The organism is Brevundimonas sp. (assembly GCF_027484365.1).
Classification (GTDB): Bacteria; Pseudomonadota; Alphaproteobacteria; order Caulobacterales; family Caulobacteraceae; genus Brevundimonas.
Genome location: NZ_JAIXTC010000021.1, coordinates 31,650 through 51,411 on the forward strand (window position 1 = coordinate 31,650; position 19,762 = coordinate 51,411).

Annotated in this window: 16 protein-coding genes; 12 read left to right on the top strand and 4 right to left on the bottom strand. The window is 66.9% G+C overall.

The window, feature by feature from the left end; translation table 11 throughout:
• The first annotated feature begins 2 nt into the window (after positions 1-2).
• Positions 3-1,607, top strand: coding sequence for a GMC family oxidoreductase (locus tag Q0044_RS10895; RefSeq protein WP_298162183.1), 1,605 nt, complete (start codon positions 3-5; stop codon positions 1,605-1,607).
• Positions 1,604-3,034 (top strand): aldehyde dehydrogenase family protein, encoded by a 1,431-nt coding sequence (locus Q0044_RS10900; protein ID WP_298162184.1) that lies wholly within the window; start codon positions 1,604-1,606, stop codon positions 3,032-3,034. The genes Q0044_RS10895 and Q0044_RS10900 overlap by 4 nt, the downstream gene beginning before the upstream one ends.
• A 1-nt stretch (position 3,035) precedes the next feature.
• Here Q0044_RS10900 and Q0044_RS10905 read toward each other — a convergent pair whose 3' ends face one another.
• A complete protein-coding gene (locus Q0044_RS10905) occupies positions 3,036-3,407 on the bottom strand; it encodes a hypothetical protein (RefSeq protein ID WP_298162185.1) in 372 nt (123 codons plus the stop codon).
• 231 nt (positions 3,408-3,638) lie between these two features.
• On the opposite strand from Q0044_RS10905, the gene Q0044_RS10910 reads away from it, so the two are divergent.
• The 3 genes from Q0044_RS10910 to Q0044_RS10920 all read left to right on the top strand — a co-directional run bounded on the left by Q0044_RS10910 (position 3,639) and on the right by Q0044_RS10920 (position 8,539).
• Positions 3,639-6,086, top strand: a complete 2,448-nt coding sequence (locus tag Q0044_RS10910; RefSeq protein ID WP_298162187.1) for a TonB-dependent receptor — start codon at positions 3,639-3,641, stop codon at positions 6,084-6,086.
• A gap of 120 nt (positions 6,087-6,206) precedes the next feature.
• The gene (locus Q0044_RS10915) at positions 6,207-7,457 is read left to right on the top strand and encodes a DsbA family protein (protein WP_298162188.1); all 1,251 of its coding nucleotides are present in this window, start codon (positions 6,207-6,209) and stop codon (positions 7,455-7,457) included.
• On the top strand, positions 7,454-8,539 hold the full coding sequence (locus tag Q0044_RS10920) for an MBL fold metallo-hydrolase (protein WP_298162189.1): 1,086 nt from the start codon (positions 7,454-7,456) through the stop codon (positions 8,537-8,539). Before Q0044_RS10915 ends, Q0044_RS10920 begins: the two co-directional genes overlap by 4 nt.
• A gap of 1 nt (position 8,540) precedes the next feature.
• Here Q0044_RS10920 and Q0044_RS10925 read toward each other — a convergent pair whose 3' ends face one another.
• Positions 8,541-9,167: a TetR/AcrR family transcriptional regulator gene (locus Q0044_RS10925; protein ID WP_298162190.1), complete on the bottom strand. Its 627-nt coding sequence runs from the start codon at positions 9,165-9,167 to the stop codon at positions 8,541-8,543.
• Between the two features lie 103 nt (positions 9,168-9,270).
• On the opposite strand from Q0044_RS10925, the gene Q0044_RS10930 reads away from it, so the two are divergent.
• Positions 9,271-9,573 carry an SCP2 sterol-binding domain-containing protein gene (locus Q0044_RS10930; protein WP_298162191.1) on the top strand — a complete coding sequence of 101 codons (303 nt, stop codon included), beginning with the start codon at positions 9,271-9,273 and terminating at the stop codon, positions 9,571-9,573.
• A 19-nt stretch (positions 9,574-9,592) separates the two neighbouring features.
• Here the strand turns inward: Q0044_RS10930 and Q0044_RS10935 are convergent, their stop codons facing one another.
• The gene (locus tag Q0044_RS10935) at positions 9,593-10,756 is read right to left on the bottom strand and encodes a glutathione S-transferase family protein (protein ID WP_298162192.1); all 1,164 of its coding nucleotides are present in this window, start codon (positions 10,754-10,756) and stop codon (positions 9,593-9,595) included.
• Between the two features lie 12 nt (positions 10,757-10,768).
• A complete protein-coding gene (locus tag Q0044_RS10940; RefSeq protein ID WP_298162194.1) occupies positions 10,769-11,836 on the bottom strand; it encodes a glutathione S-transferase N-terminal domain-containing protein in 1,068 nt (355 codons plus the stop codon).
• Between the two features lie 107 nt (positions 11,837-11,943).
• Here Q0044_RS10940 and Q0044_RS10945 point away from each other — a divergent pair, with 107 nt between their 5' ends.
• The 6 genes from Q0044_RS10945 to Q0044_RS10970 are packed head-to-tail and all read left to right on the top strand — an operon-like array spanning position 11,944 to position 19,738.
• Positions 11,944-12,987, top strand: coding sequence for a glutathione S-transferase family protein (locus Q0044_RS10945; RefSeq protein WP_298162195.1), 1,044 nt, complete (start codon positions 11,944-11,946; stop codon positions 12,985-12,987).
• Entirely contained in the window at positions 12,984-15,386 is a 2,403-nt protein-coding gene (locus Q0044_RS10950; protein ID WP_298162197.1) for an arylsulfatase, read from the top strand. The genes Q0044_RS10945 and Q0044_RS10950 overlap by 4 nt, the downstream gene beginning before the upstream one ends.
• Positions 15,383-16,237, top strand: coding sequence for a formylglycine-generating enzyme family protein (locus tag Q0044_RS10955; protein WP_524536170.1), 855 nt, complete (start codon positions 15,383-15,385; stop codon positions 16,235-16,237). The genes Q0044_RS10950 and Q0044_RS10955 overlap by 4 nt, the downstream gene beginning before the upstream one ends.
• Positions 16,234-16,935 carry a glutathione S-transferase family protein gene (locus Q0044_RS10960; protein ID WP_298162201.1) on the top strand — a complete coding sequence of 234 codons (702 nt, stop codon included), beginning with the start codon at positions 16,234-16,236 and terminating at the stop codon, positions 16,933-16,935. Before Q0044_RS10955 ends, Q0044_RS10960 begins: the two co-directional genes overlap by 4 nt.
• Positions 16,936-16,940: 5 nt before the next feature.
• A complete protein-coding gene (locus Q0044_RS10965; protein WP_298162222.1) occupies positions 16,941-18,731 on the top strand; it encodes a long-chain-acyl-CoA synthetase in 1,791 nt (596 codons plus the stop codon).
• Positions 18,728-19,738, top strand: coding sequence for an SUMF1/EgtB/PvdO family nonheme iron enzyme (locus Q0044_RS10970; RefSeq protein ID WP_298162204.1), 1,011 nt, complete (start codon positions 18,728-18,730; stop codon positions 19,736-19,738). The genes Q0044_RS10965 and Q0044_RS10970 overlap by 4 nt, the downstream gene beginning before the upstream one ends.
• Positions 19,739-19,762 lie beyond the last annotated feature (24 nt).

The window sequence follows — 19,762 nt, forward strand, 5'->3', positions numbered from 1 at the left end:
ACATGAGCACGGACATCTTCGACTTTATTGTCGTAGGCGCAGGCTCCGCCGGATGCGTCCTGGCCGAACGGCTATCCCGCGATCCCCGCCATACGGTTCTGCTGCTCGAGGCCGGCGGATCAGACGACGCCGCCGTGATCCGCACACCGATGCTGATGGGGCTGGCCATCCAGTCACGGGCCTACAACTGGCACTATGAGACCGAGCCCCAGGGCGAATTGAATGATCGGCGGCTCTATTGGCCGAGAGGGCGAACCCTCGGCGGCTCGAGCGCGATCAATGCGATGCACTATATCCGGGGCGCGCACGCCAACTACGACGAGTGGCGCGACGTCTGCGGCTGCGAGGGTTGGGACTGGGATTCCGCTCTTGCGGCGTTCCGCGAGGTCGAAGGCCAGTCACGGGGCGCTGACGCCTACCACGGGGCGGACGGGCCTCTCACGGTCCAGGATGTGTCGCCGCTCAATCCCCTCACCGAGGCCTTCTTCGAGGCCGGGGGCCTGCTCCAGTACCCACGCAATCCGGACTTCAACGGCGCCGGGCAACTCGGGTTCGGTCCGTATCAGGTCACACAGCGCGGCCTTCGACGCTGGAGCGCGGCCGACGCCTTCCTGAAGCCCGCCCTGTCGCGGCCGAACCTGACGCTTCGAACGGGCGCCCTCACCCGCCGTGTCCTTCTGGAGGCTGGCGTCGCGCGCGGCGTGGAGGTCGAGGTCGACGGTCGCTGCGAACTCCCCATGGCGCGGCGCGAAGTCATCCTCTGCGGGGGGGCCGTCAACTCGCCGCAGCTTCTGCAACTGTCCGGTATCGGCGACGCCGGCGATCTCAGGAACGCCGGCGTCACCCCCGAGATCGACCTGCCGGGCGTCGGCCGCAACCTGCAGGATCACATCGACATCATCGGTCAGATCTCGACCCGCAGCGCCACATCGATCGGCCTGTCTCTGCGGGCGCTGCCGACCCTGATCGGGGGCGTCGCCGCCTGGATGGGCGGTCGGGCCGGCCCGCTGTCGACCAATCCGATCCAGGGGGGCGCGTTCGTCCGGTCCTCACAGGCCGGCGACCTGCCGGACATCCAGCTGGTGTTCACCCCGGGCCTCGCGGCGCCGCATGGTCGAGAAATGCCGCTCGGCCACGGCGCCACCCTTCACGCCTGCGTCCTTTATCCGGAAAGTCGGGGGCGGCTCCGGATCGTCTCCAACGATCCGGCGATGCCGCCGGCGATCGATCCGGCCTATCTGACTGCGCCCCGGGACCTTGAGGTCCTGACAGACGGGCTGGAAATCGTCCGCACCCTGCTCGGCTCGACAGCTTTCGACTTCGACCGTCGCGCCGAGCTCCTTCCCGGGCCAGACAAGACCAGCCGTTCGGACCTGATGGACGATGTTCGGGCGCGGGCCGAAACCCTCTACCATCCGGTCGGTACCTGCATGATGGGGCGGGGTGAACTGGCCGTCGTCGATCCCCAGTTGAGAGTCCGGGGTGTGGAACGGTTGCGGGTCGTCGACGCCTCGGTCATGCCCAGACTGGTCGGCGGCAATACCAACGCCCCGACCATCATGATCGCCACCCGTGCCGCCCCGATGATCCTGGAGACCGCCCCATGACGAATTCCCCCGAGATCTCAGAAGCCCGTGACCTGATCCGTTCGGGCATCGAGGCCCAGAGAGCGGCATTCGCGCGGCAGCCCCGTCGCCCGCTCGCGGACCGGCGCCGCGACCTGGAGGCCATAGAGCGTCTGGTCCTCGACAACGAGGCGGCCATCGCCGACGCCATCGACGCTGACTTCGGTGGTCGATCCAGACAGGAGACCCGCCTGCTCGAGATCGCTGTGACGGCCCAGGCGGCCCGTCATGCCCGCAAGGCCCTGGCGGCCTGGATGAAGCCCCGCCGTGTGGGTACCCCCGCCACGGCGGCGCCGGGGCGATCCCTGATCCGGCATGACCCCAAGGGAGTCGTCGGTATCGTCTCGCCCTGGAACTATCCGGTTCAGTTGACCCTAGTCCCGCTGGTCGCCGCCCTGGCGGCGGGCTGCAGAGCTCTGGTCAAGCCGTCGGAGCTGACGCCCCGCACCAGCCAGCTGATGGCGGACCTGCTCGCCGACCGCTTCCCTGCCGACCAGGTCGCGGTCGTGACGGGCGGAGCCGATGTCGCCGAAGCGTTCTGCGCCCAGAGGTTCGACCATCTTTTCTACACCGGCTCGACCCGGGTCGGGCGATCAGTGGCCGAAGCTGCGGCTCGTCATCTGACGCCGGTCACACTGGAGCTGGGGGGCAAGTCCCCGGTCATTGTCGATGATGCGGTTCCCCTGGAGCGAGTCGTCCACCCCCTGGCCTGGGGCCGGTTCCTGAATGCGGGCCAGACCTGCGTGGCGCCGGACTATGTACTGGCGACGGGGGGCCGCGCCGAAGCGCTCGGCCAGGCCGTGATCCGGCAGGCCGAGACCTTCTATCCCGACCTGGCCTCAAACCCCGAGTACACGGCCATCGTATCGGACCGGCATCATGCCCGGTTGACGGCCATGATCGACGAGGCGCGGCACCGGGGCGTTCAGGTTCTGCAGGCGACGCACGACCCCGCAGCCTGTGCGCTGGCCGGACGGATCGCCCCCACAGTCCTGATCGACCCTCCCGCTGATCTGGCCGTCATGCGCGAAGAGATTTTCGGCCCGTTGTTGCCGGTCCTGAACTGCCCGTCGATCGCGGCGGCGTGCGCCCGTGTCAGCGCCGGAGAACACCCGCTCGCCCTCTATGTTTTCAGCGATGATCACCGGGTGGTCGGTCAGGTGCTGGAAAGCACCCGCTCCGGCGGCGTCACCGTGAACGCCACCATGCTTCATCTCGCCAACGAAAACCTGCCCTTCGGGGGTGTCGGGGAAAGCGGATCAGGCGCCTATCACGGACGTCGCGGGTTCGAGGAATTCAGCCACGCCCGCAGCGTTTTTGTAGCGGGGCGCTGGCACTCCAGCCGCCTGATCGCACCGCCCTACGGGGCCGCCTACCGGTTTGCCTCGTCCCTGGCGCTGAAATCCTGAGCTAGGGCAGTGTGCGATAGCCGAGGACGACGACCGCCAGCATCATGACCTCCGCAGCGATCAGGGGCAGCGCGTCCCGGCCGCTTCCATCCAGCACGGCGCTGACCAGTCGGCCGGCGATGATGACCGAGAGCATGACCAGAGGGATGATCAGAACATCCGACCGGTTGCGGACTGCGGCATAGATCGCTGATCCTCCGATCATGACGAAGATCCCGAGGAAGTCACCGCGCAGGGTCGACATTCCGACCGGACCGGAGGCTTCCAGGCCGAGGCGCAGTGCTGCCCGGGCGGGCGTCAGAAGAAAACCGGCGGCGAGCGGCAGGGTCAGCCCGCCCGTCAGGAGAAGTGCGATCCGGACGATTGTGTTCAAGAGCTGCCCCCCGGCATGAACGGTGAATGAATGGCCTTCCGCGTCGGATCGAACCGGACGCGAACCCTGAATAGCGGGACCCACTTCGGCCGCAAGGCCCAATCCTATCAACCCCACTTTATTTTGACACTCATAGTGCTAACGTAGTTCGCAAGTCCGCCGTGAACCACGAGACGGGACGAGCAATGGCTGCGGTTTTCATCACGCCGACAGCCAAGGGGGAGAGATGATATGAAGGCCAAGACCGGACTCGGAGTCTCGCTGCTCGCACTCACTGCGGCCATGATGACCGGAACCGCTGCCGTTGCGCAGTCCGCACAGGACAGTGAACCCGTAACACTGGATGAAATCGTCGTCCTGGCGACGAAGCGTCCCGAAAGCCTGTTCGATGTGCCGGTCGCCGTCACGGCCTATTCAAACGAGCAGCTTCAGGCGGCCCAGGTTCGCGATGTCCGGGACCTTCAGATCGTCGCGCCGACCCTTGTCGTCAATTCCAGCTCAGGGTCGACACAGACCATTTTCACGATCCGCGGCATCGGCACGCCGGGCCAGAATACGGGGCTCGAGCAGTCGGTCGGGGTGTTCATCGACGGCGTCTACCGGGGCCGCCCGGGCGCGGCCCTCGGCGACCTCGCCGACGTCAGCCAGATCGAGGTGCTGCGCGGACCCCAAGGGACCCTCTTCGGCCGGAACACCTCCGGCGGCGTCATCAGCGTGCAGACAGAACTGCCGGAGTTCGTCCCCGGCGGGCAGATCGAGAGTTCGCTGGGCGATTACAACTACCGTCAGATCCGCGGAACCGTGACCGGCCCGATCTTCGGAGATTCGGTCGCCGGCCGGCTGACTGCCACATCCCAGCAGCGGGACGGCTACGTCGAGGATTTCAATGCGGGCGGAACCTACAACGACCGTTCTCGCTGGTCGGTGAAGGGGCAGTTGCTCTGGGACATCTCGCCCAGCGCGACCCTGCGACTGATCGCCGATCGGTCGGAAACAGATGAAATCTGCTGCGTCGCCGTACCCGTCTTCTACGGTCCGACGGGCGTGGCGATCTCGGCGCTGGGCGGCGTCCGCCGTTCAGGCACGGCCGGCGCCTATGGCGGCGTCTCCGGCGTCTTCGTCGACAACAGCCGCTATGAGGTGGCGCTGAATCCGGCGAGCCAGCCGGTCAGCGACGCGTCGGTAGACCAGGGGATTTCGGGCCAGCTGGACTGGAACCTCGGGTCGACGGACCTGACCGTCATCGCATCCCGGCGGACCTACGAGACGCTTCCGACCGTCGACGGCGACTACACCAGCCTCAATCTGCTCACCCAGAAGACGGGGCAGGACATCGAGGAAGGATCCCTCGAAATCCGTCTGGCGTCCGCCGATCCTGACGCCCGACTTGAGTGGCTGATCGGCGGGTTCCTGTTCAACCAGGATATCTTCGCCGACCAGGAATTGCGCTACGGAACCCAGTTCCGGGCCTATCTCGAGGCCATTACCCCTCGCGTCACGATCGCACCCGGCGTGACCATCCCCATTCTGACCCGCCTCGAACAGGCGACCGGACGGCCGGTCGGAACGTTCGGCGCGGCCGGTGTCGCGGTGAACGACGACTACGACTACGAGAGCCGCAGCGCCGCCGTGTTCGGACAGGCGACCTGGAACGCTACCGAGAAACTCGAGATCACTGGCGGCCTGCGCTACTCGCGCGAGGAAAAGAGCGCCGACTACCGGATCCAGTCGTTCGATCCCCTGTCCCAGATCCAGTTCGTGGGCCCGCTGGCGCCCTTCGCAGCGCTGAGGACCCTGCAGAACTTCCCGGCGGTGAACCCCTTCTCGACGGAGTTCACCGACGACGATGTCTCGGGAACGCTCAGCGCCGCCTATGAGCTGTCCGAGGGGGTGAACCTGTTCGTGCGCTATGCGCGAGGCTACAAGTCCGGGGGCTTCAACCTCAGCCGGACGGCCGCACAGACGACGCCTGGCAACCCCGTGGCCGACCCGAATAGGGTCATCTTCAATCCCGAGATCGTCGATGCCTATGAGGCCGGCGGCAAGTTCCGCTTCTGGGACGGCCGGGCCCAGATCAACGCCAACGTCTTCTTCCAGACCCTGGACAACTATCAGACCAACGCCTTCGACGGGACGTCCTTCAGGATCATCAACGCCGGGGGACTGGAGAGCAAGGGACTGGAGTGGGATTACCGCATCCAGCTGACGGACGACATCATCCTCGACGGCGGCGGCACGCTCCAGGACGCCCAGTACACCGACTTCACCAACGCCAGTCCGACGGCCGGCCAGATCGTGGCGGGCCAGACCGTGCAGGACCTGAGCGGCCAGACGCCGAACTTCGTGTCCGATGTCCTGATTTCGGGCGGGATCACCTTTGCGAAACCCCTGAACAGCTCCGTCGGCCTGCGCGCCAACCTCAACTACCTGTATCGCTCTGACTACACGACCGCCCAGGACCTGGACCCTCTGTCACTTCAGGACGGGTACGTCCTTCTGAACGCCAGCCTCGGCCTGGGCACGCTCGACAAGGCATGGGGGGTGGAAATCTGGGTTCGGAACCTGACCGACGAACGTGTCGCCAACATCATCTTCGACACGCCTTTCCAGGCCGGCAGCCAGAGCGCCTTCATGGAGCCGCCGCGCACGGCCGGCATCACCCTGCGTCGCAACTTCTGACCGCGACCGTTTCGGGGCAGGACCATGGGGCTCAGGGCGGCGATCGGGCCTCTGGTCGCGCAGGCGATCACATCGAACCGGCGCCGCGACGATCAACGGCGTCGGTTCGAGGCGGCTCGCTTGCGTCGCGGGCAGCCGCACGAAATCCTCTATTTCCATCAGGCGGATGATCCCTATTCCGCCCTGACGGTCGAGAGGCTCGCAGAGATATCCGCGCGATACGACGTGGTGATCACACCCCATCTGGTCCCGCCGCCGGCCGACTGGGCGGCTCCGGAACGCAGGAGACTGGAGGCCTACAGCCGCCGCGACGCCGCACAGATCGCCGCCGCCTACGGTCTGGCCCATGAGAGCCGCTCGGTGCCGCAGACCGAGGCGGTGCGTCGGGCCGAGGCCGTGCTTCAGTCCGCCATTGCCGCAGGGCAATTCCTTGCGGCCGCGCCGGTCGTCAGCCGCGCCCTGATCCAGGGCGACTCGCTCGACGAGGCCGCGACCGCCTTCGGAACGGCGGACGCGACCGTCGTGGCGGCTGCCCTTGCGGAGGGAAGCCGGCTGCGCGACCGCCTGGGCCACTATCTCGGCGCGACCCTGTTTCACGCCGGGGAATGGTACTGGGGCCTCGATCGTCTGGGTGATCTCGAGGCCCGTCTGCGGACCCTGGGGTGTGGCGACTCGTCCGCGGACCGGATGGTGGCCGCCCGCCCTGAGCTCCGGTTCGGGGAGACGGACCGTTCGGCCGATCTCTCGACACCGGCGCTGGAGATGTTTCTCTCGTTCCGCAGCCCCTACACCTATCTGGCGATCGACCGGACCATCGCGCTGGCGTCCCACTATCGGGTGGAGCTGCGCCTGCGTCCCGTCCTGCCGATGGTCATGCGGGGACTGCCCGTTCCGGCCGCCAAGCGGAACTACATCCTCAGGGACTGCAAGCGGGAGGCTGAACGGCTCGGGCTCCCGTTCGGCCGGGTCGCCGATCCGGTCGGGCGTCCGGTGGAGCGGGGCCTTGCCGTCCTGCACGGAGCCATCGGCGTCGGGCAGGGTCCAGCGTTTGCGACCTCCTTCCTTCGCGGTGTTTTTGCAGAGGGCGTCGACGCCGGGTCGGACCGGGGCCTGCGGACGCTGGTCCAGCGCGCCGGTCTCGAGTGGCGGCAGGCCCAGGGCTGGATGGCGGATGACGGCTGGCGAACCGAGGTTGAAAACAATCGCCTCGCGATGTTCGCCGATGATCTTTGGGGGGTGCCGTCCTTCCGGTTCGGCCAGCTGTCGACCTGGGGCCAGGACCGCCTCTGGCTGGTCGAGAAGGCCGTCGTCGAAACGCTCGGCCACCCCCGCGGGGTCGCCACCAGGACCAGTCCCAGGACACCATCATGACCCTTCGCCGCGTCGCCCTCGCCGCCCTCGCTCTCATCCTGTTGGCCGCGGGCCTGCTGATCGTGTTCCAGCGACCGATCGGGGCCCGGGTGTTGGCCAGGATCGCCGACACCCAGGTCGGACGCGACAGCGTCACCACCATGCCCGACGGTCTCAATGTCGCGCTTTGCGGTACAGGCTCCCCTCTTCCGGATCCCACGCGGGCCGGCCCCTGTAGCGCTGTGATCGTCGGCGGCAAGGTCTTTCTGGTCGACAGCGGCGAAGGGGCGGCGCGCAATCTGTCACGAATGGGAATTCCCGCCGGACGAATCGAAGCGATCTTCCTGACGCATTTCCATTCCGATCACATCGACGGCCTCCCCCCGGTCCTCCTGCAGCGCTGGGTCGGCGGAACGCACACCCAGCCCACGCCCCTGTACGGTCCGGAGGGGGTCGAGGCGGTCGCGGCCGGATTCAACGCCGCCTATGCGCTGGATTCCGGGTACCGGACCGGCCACCATGGTCCGGAGGTCGCGCCGCCGACGGGGCACGGCGCCACCCCCATGGTCTTCAGCGCACAGGCGGCGGCCGGGCCGGACGGCGTGGTGGTCTACAATGCCGGGGGCCTGGTCGTCAGGGCCTTCACGGTCGATCACGGTCCCGTCAGCCCTGCCGTGGGCTACCGCTTTGACTACGGCGGGCGCAGCGTGGTCTTCAGCGGCGACACGGCGGTTTCGGCGCATCTGAACGCCATGGCTACGGGCGCGGACCTCCTGATCCATGAGGCGCTGCAGCCGGCCCTGCTTTCGGCCATCGAGCATCGACTGGACCAGCGGGAGCTTCCCAACCTGGCCCAGGTCATGCGTGACATCGTCGACTACCACGCCACGCCGGAACAGGCTGCCGATGCTGCACAGGCGGCGGGCGTCGACGCGCTGGTGCTCAATCACCTGGTGCCGCCGCAACCCTTGGCCTACGGCTATCCGGCCTTTCTGGGCGACGCGCCGAAGCACTTCGACGGGCCGATCACCGTGGGCGAGGACGGCATGCTGTTCAGCCTGCCGCAAGGCGGCGACAGGATCATCCGCAAGCGGCTGTTCTAGATCAGTTCGAGCTCAGCCGGGCGGCCATCAGCAGGGACCGCAGCATATGTTCCACGACCCTCCGGGCCTGGACGACGGTCAGATGCTGGTCCCTACGCAGTCCGATCCAGGTCGGCCAGGAAGAGGCGGAAACCATCGACTGGAGAAACAGCGACCGGTCCGCCTCGTCCAGCGGCATGAGCGAGGCGGAAAAGACAGTGCTCAGATAGATGCTGTGGGTCACATCGTCCTCTCGGAGCATCCGGTCGATGACGGAGTTCTCGGACCTCATCGAGCCGGCAACGGCACGGGCGGGCGTGACATATTCCCACAGTCGCCCAAGCCGCTGGGCGACTGCGGTGACCCGTTCGGACTCCGGCAGCAGGCTGATGTCGCGGGAGTGGAAGCGGGCGAAGACCTCGTCCCGCTGCATGTGGGTCGCTGCGACGATCAGCTCATTGGTATCGGAAAAGTGACGGAAGACGGAACGCCGCGACACATTCGCCCGGTCGGCGACCGCATCCATCGTCGGCATCTGCCGGGTTTCGCGGACAAGGTCCAGCAGGGCCCTCGCGATAGCCAGGCGACTCCGCTCGCTCCGCACACGGCGGCCATCGACGAAGGGCTGATCATCAGCGGTTCCCGCCAAGGCACGCTCCAAATATTGACATTATGAATGCCGAAACATTAGGCACTCCCGGTGGCCAAAGGCGCCACGGAGTTGATCCATCAACATACCGGAGGACGGTGACATGACGCTAGACGAAATTACCTCGGAAATCCGGGGGCGGGTCGCCGCCAACGGGGGAATCAAGGGCAAGACGGTGAAGTTCCATTTCGGCGATGACGGCGCGATCCGCATCGACGCCAAGGGTGACGCCGTCGTCGTCGACAACGAAGACAGTGCGGCTGATTGCACGGTCAAGATCTCCAAGTCGGACTTCCTCGAAATGGCCGCCGGCAAGCTGAACCCCACGGCCGCCTTCATGTCGGGCAAGATCAAGATCGACGGCGACATGGGCCTGGCCATGCAGCTGGGCAACATCCTGAACTAGGTGGTGCGGAGGCGGTCGCTCAGGTCGAGCGATCGCCCCAAACCTCACGGTTCTGCACCCGTGCGAGTCTGCGGCTCGCCCGGAGGTCCAGCCATCGGGACAGACCCTGCGGCGCGAGACAGGCCCTGACCGACGCCTGTTTCTCCGGATCCAGCGCCGCGAATGTGTCCGTGACGGCCTGCAGTTTGAAGACGCTGAACGCCCTCAGGGACGTCGTGACCGGCGTCCCGACAAGATCGAATGTCAGTTTCCCGCGAGGGCGTCGCTCACGGTCCGGCGACTGGACCGGGTCGCCTGCGACGATGTCGGGGTGTTCGCCAAGCCAGAGGTCCAGGGCGGCCACCTGGGCCTCCAGTTCGGCACCGTAGATGCAGTCGACGGCCCTGAGCACGGGACCGAGGCTTTCGGCCACCCCGTCGTCAGCTGCCAACACAGGGTCCAGTCCGGCGAACTCGGGCATGTCGGCGTCCGGCGCGTTCATGCGTTCGACCCAGCGCCAGACGAAATAGGCCCGCCGCTTCATCTGCTCCGCCGGATAGGGGTCTCGGCCGAGGTGGGCGTAGAAGGACGACAGAAGCCCGAAGTCACCGACGCAAGGCGCGCCGCCGAGGAGATAGGGCGAGACGCGGAAGTGCGAGTCCAAGGCTGCGAGCAACTCGTCGTACGCCGACTCGATGGCCGGGATCACGGTCGGGGTTATTCCGAGGGCGGGCAGATAGCTCTGCATCTTGCCCATGGCGCCATCGGCCACGGCAGCCGCCTGCGAAGGATCGACGGCCGGTGCGATCGCGGCGGCGAAGGCCGTCCGCAGGAAGTCCATGTTCTGTTCGGGATAGTTCCATCGAAAATGCATGCCGGTCCGGATCATCCCCTCGTCCCCGAACAGCTCGAAAATCCGCGCGATGACAGACTGGCGCGGGCCGGAGGGATAGATGGAAACGGCCGGCGGAAGGACATTCTCGACATAGTCGAGAATGTCGGCCGTATCCTGGATGATCGTCCCATCCGGCGCTTCAAGAACCGGGATCATCAGACGGCCGAGCGACGGCGCAATTTCGCCCACGAACCGCGGATCGCTGATCAGCCGCTCTACGAAAGGCACGCCGCGTTTCCTCAGATAGGCGCGCGCCTTGCCGGTGAACATCGAGACAGGCATGCCGTAGAGGATGTAGGTCGCAGTCATGGATCTACCTTTTCATCGAACGTCGCGACCCCAACGATCGCGGATGCGGGAGGGATCAGCCGGCGGGATCCCCGTGAAGGTTGCGCCGGACAGGACCCGTGTTCCGTCTTCACCCAGAACCGACGCCACACGTCCTTTCATCGGCGGATCAAGCGCCTCGAAATCGCGGCTCAGCCGCGACAGCCGCCCGGCGCGATAGGGGTTCGGCCGATAGCGGATGACGGCGTCGCCGAGCCGGTACAAGGTCTCATCCTGCCCCGCGGTCACGGCTGTGGCGTTGGCCGCCATCTCCGGCAGAAAGCGATCCGCAATCAGGCGGAACAGGTCCGCCAGATCATCTGGCACGGACGTCATGGTTCGCGCCCCGGGTCCGACCGGGCCCTCGAACGCCCACAACCGCGTGGCCCAGGCGGCGACCGCCGGAGCCCGCTCGCGCATGATCCGTCCCGGGGTCGGATCGCAATGGAAGTGACGGAACATCGGGCCAAAGAGACCGATGTCCGCCCGCGTCGGCCCCGGTCCCATGACCCAGTCGCGCCGACGCAGGACGGGATCCAGAGCATCCAGAAGGTCCAGGTAGTCGGCCTCGATCCGATGGCGATTGGCGGAGGTCACCCCTTCTCCGCGCAGATAGTGGGCCCGCTGCCGCAGCAGGATGAACTGCCGTTTCAGGGCATGGGGGCCGCCGACGTCGCGCAGCATGCCCCGCGCCAGCCGCGCGCTCATCAGCCGTGCATCGTCGTCGAAGGCCCAACGGTAGTAGAGAGCGGGTCGCCAGAGATGCTCGTCGGCATAGGTTTCGATCAGTCCGGCAAGGAAGGCGCAGGCCGGATCGGAGGGCGTGACGCCCGGCTGGGGCAACTCGTCTTCCAGGGCGTCGATGATCCGGACGGTGTCGGTCATCCAGCGTCCGTCCGGCAGCTCCAGCTGAGGCATCTGCCGAACGCCCGTATGTCGGGCCAGCCTCTTGAAGGCGCCCGTATCCATCTCCTCGAGTCGGTAGGGCAGGCCCCTGGCGCGCAGATAGGCTTCGAGCTTGCCCGTAAAATACGACAGATCCAGCCCGTGGACGACGAACATAGCACCGCTCCATGCCAGCTCGATTGACCGGCCTTCCTGCTCCCATCATTATGGCATCTTGAATGCCAATAGTAGACCGATCCAACGGTCCAGGGCGGAGGTTTCGCATGCAAGAGAATCTGGCGGGGTCGGGCCTGTATCAGCTCAAGGGAGCGATCGGATCACCCTATTCGATGAAGATGCGCGCAGTCCTGCGGTATCGGCGAATTCCGTTCGTCTGGCAGGGGGGCATGGTCGGGTTCATCGCCGCCCAGGCGATGAAGGCCAAGGTGGTGCCGGTCCTGGTCACGCCGGAGGGCGAGGCCTGGAACGACTCAACCCTGCTGATCGAGCGACTTGAGGCCTGGCATCCCGGCTCGCGCAGTCTGGTGCCGACGGATCCGGCGGTGGCCTTCCTGTCGCTGCTGCTCGAGGACCTGGCGGACGAATGGCTGGCCAAGGCCATGTATCTCTACCGCTGGGCCCGGCCGGTGGACCAGGAGCAGATGAGCCGCTGGCTCGCCTTTGACGCCGTGCGCGGCGCTGGAGAGGCCCGGATTCTCGAACAGGCGAAGATATGGCGGGACCGCCAGGTCGAACGACGCGACATCGTGGGGGTCGGCGAGGCGGCGCAACCGGTCATCGAGGCCTCAGCCGCCCGGATCATGTCCGCCCTGGACCAGCGGGTGGTCGAGCGGGGGTTCCTGTTTGGCGACCGCCCGAGCGCGGCGGACATGGCCTTCTACGGCCAACTGACCCAGCTCGCGACCGACCCGACGCCCCAAGCGCTCATGCGGGACCGGTATCCGTGGCTGTTCCGCTGGGTGCAGATCACCGACGATCTGTCGGGCGAGGTCGAGGGCCAGTGGGACGATGACGTCGATTCACCGCCCCTGAGGGCTCTGCTGGTCGAGTGCGCGACCCATCACCTTCCGCTTCTCACCGCGAACGCGGCGGCCATCCGGTCGGGACGGACACAGTTTCAGTATCGGGCCGGAGGGGTCGAACTGGAGCAGCCGACCGACCGCTATCAGGCCAAATGCCTGAAGGCGCTGCTGGAGGCCTTCGCCGCCCTGGATCGCGAGACTCAGGCCCGGCTGGTCCCGCTTCTGGCGGAGACCGGATGCCTGCCGTTTCTCACAGGAAATCATTCGGAAGGCGTTGCGGCATGACGGACACGCCCCCGAACGAGCGGCCGCGCCGCCATCTGGATCGACGCTCCCTTCTGATCGGCGCGGCGGCCGGGACCGTGGCCGCGACCGGCGGTGCCCTTGCCGTCGGTGCGATCCGCGAGGCGATGGCGCCCTACATCACGCCCTCGGCCGTGCCCGAGGGACAGGCGGCCCGCGTGCGTGAATCCTTCAGGGACTCGCGGCCCTCCTACGCCGGATTGCCGACGGCGCCCGAGGGCGCCCCGAACATCATCACCATCGTGCTGGACGACGTCGGCTTCTCCGATCTGGGCTGCTACGGGAGCGAAATCCGGACGCCGACGTTCGACGCCCTGGCGGAAGCGGGCGTGCGCTATTCCAATTTCCGCACCTGCGCCATGTGCTCGCCGACCCGGGCCGCGCTGCTGACGGGCCTCAATTCCCATTCGGCGGGGATGGGCTGGCTGGCCGACATCGACAGCGGCTATCCCGGCTATCGCGGCGACCTGACCCGCGAGGCCGCGACCTTGCCCGAGATTCTGCGTGACGCGGGCTGGTCGACCTTCCTCGTGGGCAAATGGCATCTGAACAATGCCGCCAGCAGCGGCCCCAACGGTCCCTACTACAACTGGCCGACCTCGCGCGGGTTCGAGCGAGCCTACTGGTTCCAGGGCCATTCGACCGACTATTTCAGGCCGTCCGAACTGTATGACGGCGTCGCCCCGATCGAACCCCCCACGGCCGAGGACTACTATGTTTGTGACGACCTGACCGATCGGGCGATCAGCTACATCCGGACGCAAAAGGCCATGTCGCCGGACAAGCCCTTCCATCTGCAACTCGCCTATCCGGGTGCCCATTCCCCGCTTCAGGCCAGGGGCCGCGAGCGCGACGCCTACAAGGGGTTCTACGATGCCGGCTGGGACGCCGTGCGCGCCGCCCGGCTCCAGCGCCAGAAGGCGATGGGTCTCCTGCCCGCGACCACCAGCCTGCCCCCCCTCTCCTTCGGGGCTCGTCCCTGGGCTGAACTCGACGCGGTCGAGCGGCGCGTCTTCGCCCGATACATGGAGGTCTACGCCGCCATGATCACCAATATGGACGCCAATGTCGGGCGACTGCTGGCGACCCTGAGCGAGCTCGGCCAGGCCGAAAACACCGTCGTTCTGGTGATGTCCGATAACGGCGGATCAGGAGAAGGCACGGCCGACGGTTCGCCCAATGTCTTCGCCCCGGCCTTCGGACGGCCGGTCCCGATCGAAAAGGCCGCCGAGCTCTATGGCGTGATGGGCGAGGACGCCACCTTCCCCCACTATCCGATGGCCTGGGCCTGCGTGTCGAACACGCCGTTCCGGCTCTATAAACAGTATGCCCACCTCGGGGGCGTAGCCGACCCCCTGATCGTGTCCTGGCCCAGCCGAATCCGGGACAAGGGCAAGATTCGGGAGAAGTTCGTGCATGTCGTGGACGTCATGCCGACCTTGCTCGACGCCGCAGGCGTGGATCGTCCGGAGTCCTATCTCGGCGCGCCGCAAAAGCCGCTGGAGGGAGCCAGCTTCCTGCCGAACCTGCTGTCGGCGGACGCGGCGACCCGCACGGGTCAGTACTATGAACTGGGCGGCAACCGGGCCTACGAGGACGAGCGCTGGCGGCTGGTCTGCCGGCATAAGCGCGGCACCCGCCAGGACGAGGACGTCTGGGAACTTTACGATCTGAGCGGGGACCGCAATGAAAGCCGCGATCTCGCCGCAGCCCACCCCGACGTCGTCCAGCGACTTCGGGCGGCGTGGCAGGCGGACGCCGAGAAATACGGCGTCTTCCCGCTGGACGACCGCAGCCTGATGCTGAAACTGGTGCAGGACCGCCAGTCGAAGGGCATCCGCCCCCGCTGGGAGTTCCGCCCGCCGGTCGAGCGGATAACCCATGACGTGGCGCCGCTGGTCTGCGGCCTCGACCACGAGATCACGGTCGAGCTGGACTGGGCGCCCGGTCAGGACGGGGTGCTGGTGGCCTCGGGGTCCAAACACGCCGGCTATGTCCTCTATGTCGAGGACGGTCGCCTGTCCTACGAGTACAGCCTCGTGCCCTGGAGCGAACGGATCGTCGCCGACAGCCTGCTTCGGAGGGGCCGGAACGTGGTTCGCTATGTCCAGACCATGACGGCCCGCCCCTTCGACGGCGGCGGCGCGCTTTACGTGAACGGCCGGAAGGTCGGTGAACGCACCTATGAACAGGCGCTGTTCGCAACCGGCTATGACGGCTTCACGATCGGCGCTGACCTGGGGAACCAGGTCTCGGCGCGATATGCGGGCCCCAATCCCTTCGGCGGCCGTATCGAGCGTGTATTGATCGAGGTCGACAACAAGCCGACGAATCCGCTGGAAACCCAGAGGTTCCTAGACCGGATGGGCATGACCGTATGAGATGCGAGGGGACGACCGCAGCGATGGCGATCATCCCCGGCGGCCGCTATCGTCTGGGGTCGGATGATCACTATCCCGAGGAGCGTCCGGCGCGCTGGGCCGAGGTGTCCGGCTTCGCCATCGATGTCACGCCGGTGACCCATGCGGCCTTCGCCCGGTTCGTCGCGGAGACGGGATGGATCACCACCGCCGAACGTCTCGAACCCGCCGGATCCGCCGTCTTCACCATGACCGACGGACCGGTGGACCTCGGCCGCCCCGACCTGTGGTGGCGCTTCGTCGAAGGGGCGGCCTGGCACAGTCCGCAGGGTGGAGGGTCGGTCGCCGTTGATCTGGAACATCACCCCGTAACCCATGTCTCTCTTGAAGACGCCCTCGCCTATTGCGACTGGGCCGGAAAGCGCCTGCCGACCGAGGCCGAATGGGAGGTCGCCGCGCGGGGCGGGCTGGACCATGCGGTCTATGCCTGGGGCGACACCTTCGCCCCGAACGAGCAGCTGATGGCGAACCTCTGGCGCGGCGCCTTTCCGTGGTGGTCAGAGACGCCCGGACCGGGCACCACGCCCGTGGGCGCCTATCCGGCCAACGGCTACGGCCTGTTCGACATGATCGGAAACGTCTGGGAATGGACGTCGGACCGGTTTGACCGGAAGTCGACCTGCGGATGCAGTGGTCCGGCGGCAGGCGATGATCTCCGCACGCTCAAGGGCGGATCGTATCTCTGCGCCGGAGAATACTGCGCGCGCTACCGGCCGGCGGCGCGGATCGGGCTGACGCCGAAAACCTCGACCGGTCACATCGGCTTTCGATGCGCCCTGCATCTCCCTTCCCGTCTGGACGAAGCACCATGATCGACCTGTACACCTCCCCGACCCCGAACGGCTGGAAGGCCTCCGTCGCGCTCGAGGAACTGGGTCTCGACTACGAGGTCCATGCCGTCGACCTGCTGTCGGGGGCCCAGCGGGCGCCCGACTACCTCGCGCTCAATCCGAACGGGCGGATCCCCACGATCGTGGATCGTGACGCAGGAGACTTCGCCGTCTTCGAGTCCGGCGCGATCCTCATCTACCTCGCCGAGAAGACCGGGCGTCTGATGCCCGCCGACGCGAAGGGACGCAGTCTCGTGCTCCAGTGGCTCATGTTCCAGATGGGCGGGATCGGTCCGATGATGGGTCAGGCCAACGTGTTCCATCGCTATTTTCCCGAGAAGATCCAGGTCGTGATCGATCGCTATCAGGGCGAGAGCGGTCGGCTGTTCGGCGTGCTGGACCGGCGGCTCGCGGATCATGAATGGCTCGCGGGCAACTATTCGATCGCCGACATCGCCAACTGGTGCTGGGTCAGGACCCACAAATGGTCCGGGGTCGACATCGCACCCTTCGAACACCTCCAGCGTTGGGTCGCAGCCATCGCGGCGCGGCCCGCGGCCCAGGCCGGGATCAAGGTGCCGTTCGATCTGGAAGCTGTCATCGCGGCCACGAAGACGGGGGCCGAGACGTTTGCGGCGGGCGGCCGGACACTGGTCAACATGGGCAAGCCCGAGGCGTGACCGGAATGCTTGCCGCGCTGCGTCGCGAGGTCCGGTTTCTGCGAGGCGGCCTGCGGACGCTTGCCCGGGTCAGCCGTCTGAAACCGGGATCCCGAGTCAACGTCGCCGACGACCTTGAACGCGCCGTCGACCGCCATGCCTCCCGCGTCGCGATCCTGTTCGAGAACGAGCGCTGGACCTATTCAGACCTTGAACAGAGAGCCAACCGCTACGCGGCCTGGGCCGTGGGTCAGGGGCTCGAGGCCGGGGCCACGGTCGCTCTGTTCATGGAGAATCGTCCCGACTATCTGGCGGTCTGGTTCGGCCTGGCCAAGGTCGGGATCGCCACCGCCCTGATCAACACCCAGCTGACCGGGACCGGCCTCGCCCATTGCGTGACCACAGCCTGCGCCGACCACATCATCGTCGACGCGCCCCTTGCCGAGGCCTGGCGGTCGGCGCGGCCCCATGTCGATGCAGACGTTTCGGCCTGGCTGTCGGGGGGCGTGGCCGACGACTTCGGCCGCCTCGATGACGTCCTCGCGGAAGGGTCATCCGGGCGGCCTGACCGCCGATGGCGCGCCGGGAGCCGGGCCGAAGATCTGGTTCTCCTGATCTATACCAGCGGCACCACCGGCCTGCCCAAAGCCGCGCGGATCACCCATCTCCGGATGCTGCTGACCATGCACTCGTTCGCTGCGGCCAGCGGATCGACGGCGCGGGACGTGATCTATGCCCCCCTGCCGCTCTACCATACTGTCGGAGGGGTCTGCGCGCCGGGCATCGCCCTGACGGTCGGCGGGGCCATCGCCCTGCGCCGGCAGTTTTCGGCGAGCGCGTTCTGGGCCGACTGCGTGCGGTTCGAAGCCACCCTGTTCCAGTACATCGGTGAGCTGTGCCGCTATCTGCTCAATGCGCCGCCGCAGCCGGACGAGCGACGACACAGGCTGCGGCTTGTGGTCGGAAACGGTCTCCGGCCCGAAGTCTGGGATCGTTTCCAGCAGCGGTTCGCCATCCCCCGGATCCTGGAATTCTATGGGGCGACCGAGAGCAACCTGACCCTCTTCAACTTCGACGGCGGCCCTCACGCCATCGGCCGGGCGCCGCCCTATATGAAATCCGCGGTCAATGTGGCGCTGATCCGGTTCGACCCCGTGGCGGAACGACCCGTCCGGGACGCCTCCGGCAGATGCATCCCCTGCCCGGACGACGAGATCGGCGAGGCCATCGCCCGCATCGATCCGGCCAAGGCCCAGATGCGGTTCGAGGGCTACTCCGATGCCGAAGCGACGGAGAGCAAGATCCTCCGGAACGTCCTGGAGCCGGGGGACGCCTGGTTCCGCTCCGGAGACCTCATGCGACGCGACCGGCTCGGCTATTTCTATTTCGTCGACCGGATCGGGGACACCTTCCGCTGGAAGGGAGAAAACGTTTCGACCACCGAGGTCGCCGAGGTGATAGCCTCCGTGCCGGGGGTTCTGGAGGTCAATGTCTACGGCGTTGAGGTTCCCGGCTTCGGCGGCCGTGCCGGCATGGCCAGCCTGGTGGTGGATGAAGATCGCTTCGATCCGGGCGAGGTGCGCCAGGCCGTCCACGGCGGATTGCCCGGCTATGCCCGGCCGCTTTTCCTGCGCCTGACGCGGGCGATGGACACCACGGGAACCTTCAAGCAGAAGAAGTCTGAAGCGATCCGTGAAGGCTTCGACCCCCGTACGGTCGTGGACGCCCTGATGTTCGACGACCCCCGACAGAAGGCCTATGTGCCCTTGTCGGAGACTGTTCACGACGAGATCGTCTCCGGAGCGCTGCGCCTATGATTGCAAGGCGGATCTGGGTTGTCCCGACGGCGGTCGCCTTCGTTCTCGGCGCTGCGGGCTGCACCCCGTCGCGTGGCGTCGAGCCCGCAGTCTGCCCGGCGACGCCCAGATCGGACGGCCCGGGACGACTTGTCGACGTGCCGGCAGGGCGCTTTCTCATGGGGGACGACGTCTATGCGGACGAGGGACCGCCGCGTTTCGAGACAGTCGCCGCCTTCCAGATCGATGCGACAGAGGTGACCAATGCCCAGTTCGCGCGATTTGTGAGGGAAGCGGGCTATGTCACGGTCGCCGAACGGCCGGTCGACCCGGGTCTGTATCCGGGCATGCCGGCCGGAGCGCTACAGCCGGGTTCGGCGGTCTTCAGCTTCGACAGCACGCGCTTCGATCCCGCCGACGCCTCGACCTGGTGGGTTTTCGTGCCCGGCGCCTCCTGGCGTCACCCCGAGGGTCCCGGAAGCGATCTGAAGGGACGCGACTTCCTGCCGGTGGTCAATATCGCCCTGGCTGACGCACAGGCCTATGCGCGATGGGCCGGTCGTCGGCTGCCGACCGAAATCGAATGGGAATGGGCGGCCCGGTCGGCCGACCCTGCGGCTGACGAATCCAGTCGCCAGCCCTCGGAGGCCAACACCTGGCAGGGCGTCTTCCCCGTCAGGAACACCGTCGATGACGGATATTCGGGGGCCGCCCCGGTCGCCTGTTTCAAGCCCAACGGGCTGGGGGTCCACGATCTGATCGGCAATGTCTGGGAATGGACAGCCGATCCCTACCGACAAACCCGCCCCGCAGCGTTCGCGCCCGGCGACGCCGGACAGGATCCCCGCCAGCCTGGAGTTGCCGTCGGCGTGATCAAGGGCGGCAGCTACCTATGTGCGCCGAACTATTGCATGCGGTATCGCCCCGGCGCACGGCAGGCTCAGGACCTGACCCTCGGCGCCTCGCACGTCGGTTTCCGGACAGTGAGCCTGGCCGGAGCACGCGGTCCGGACGCCGGCCCAGGCTGACCGGCGCGTCGCCGACCCAGGGCC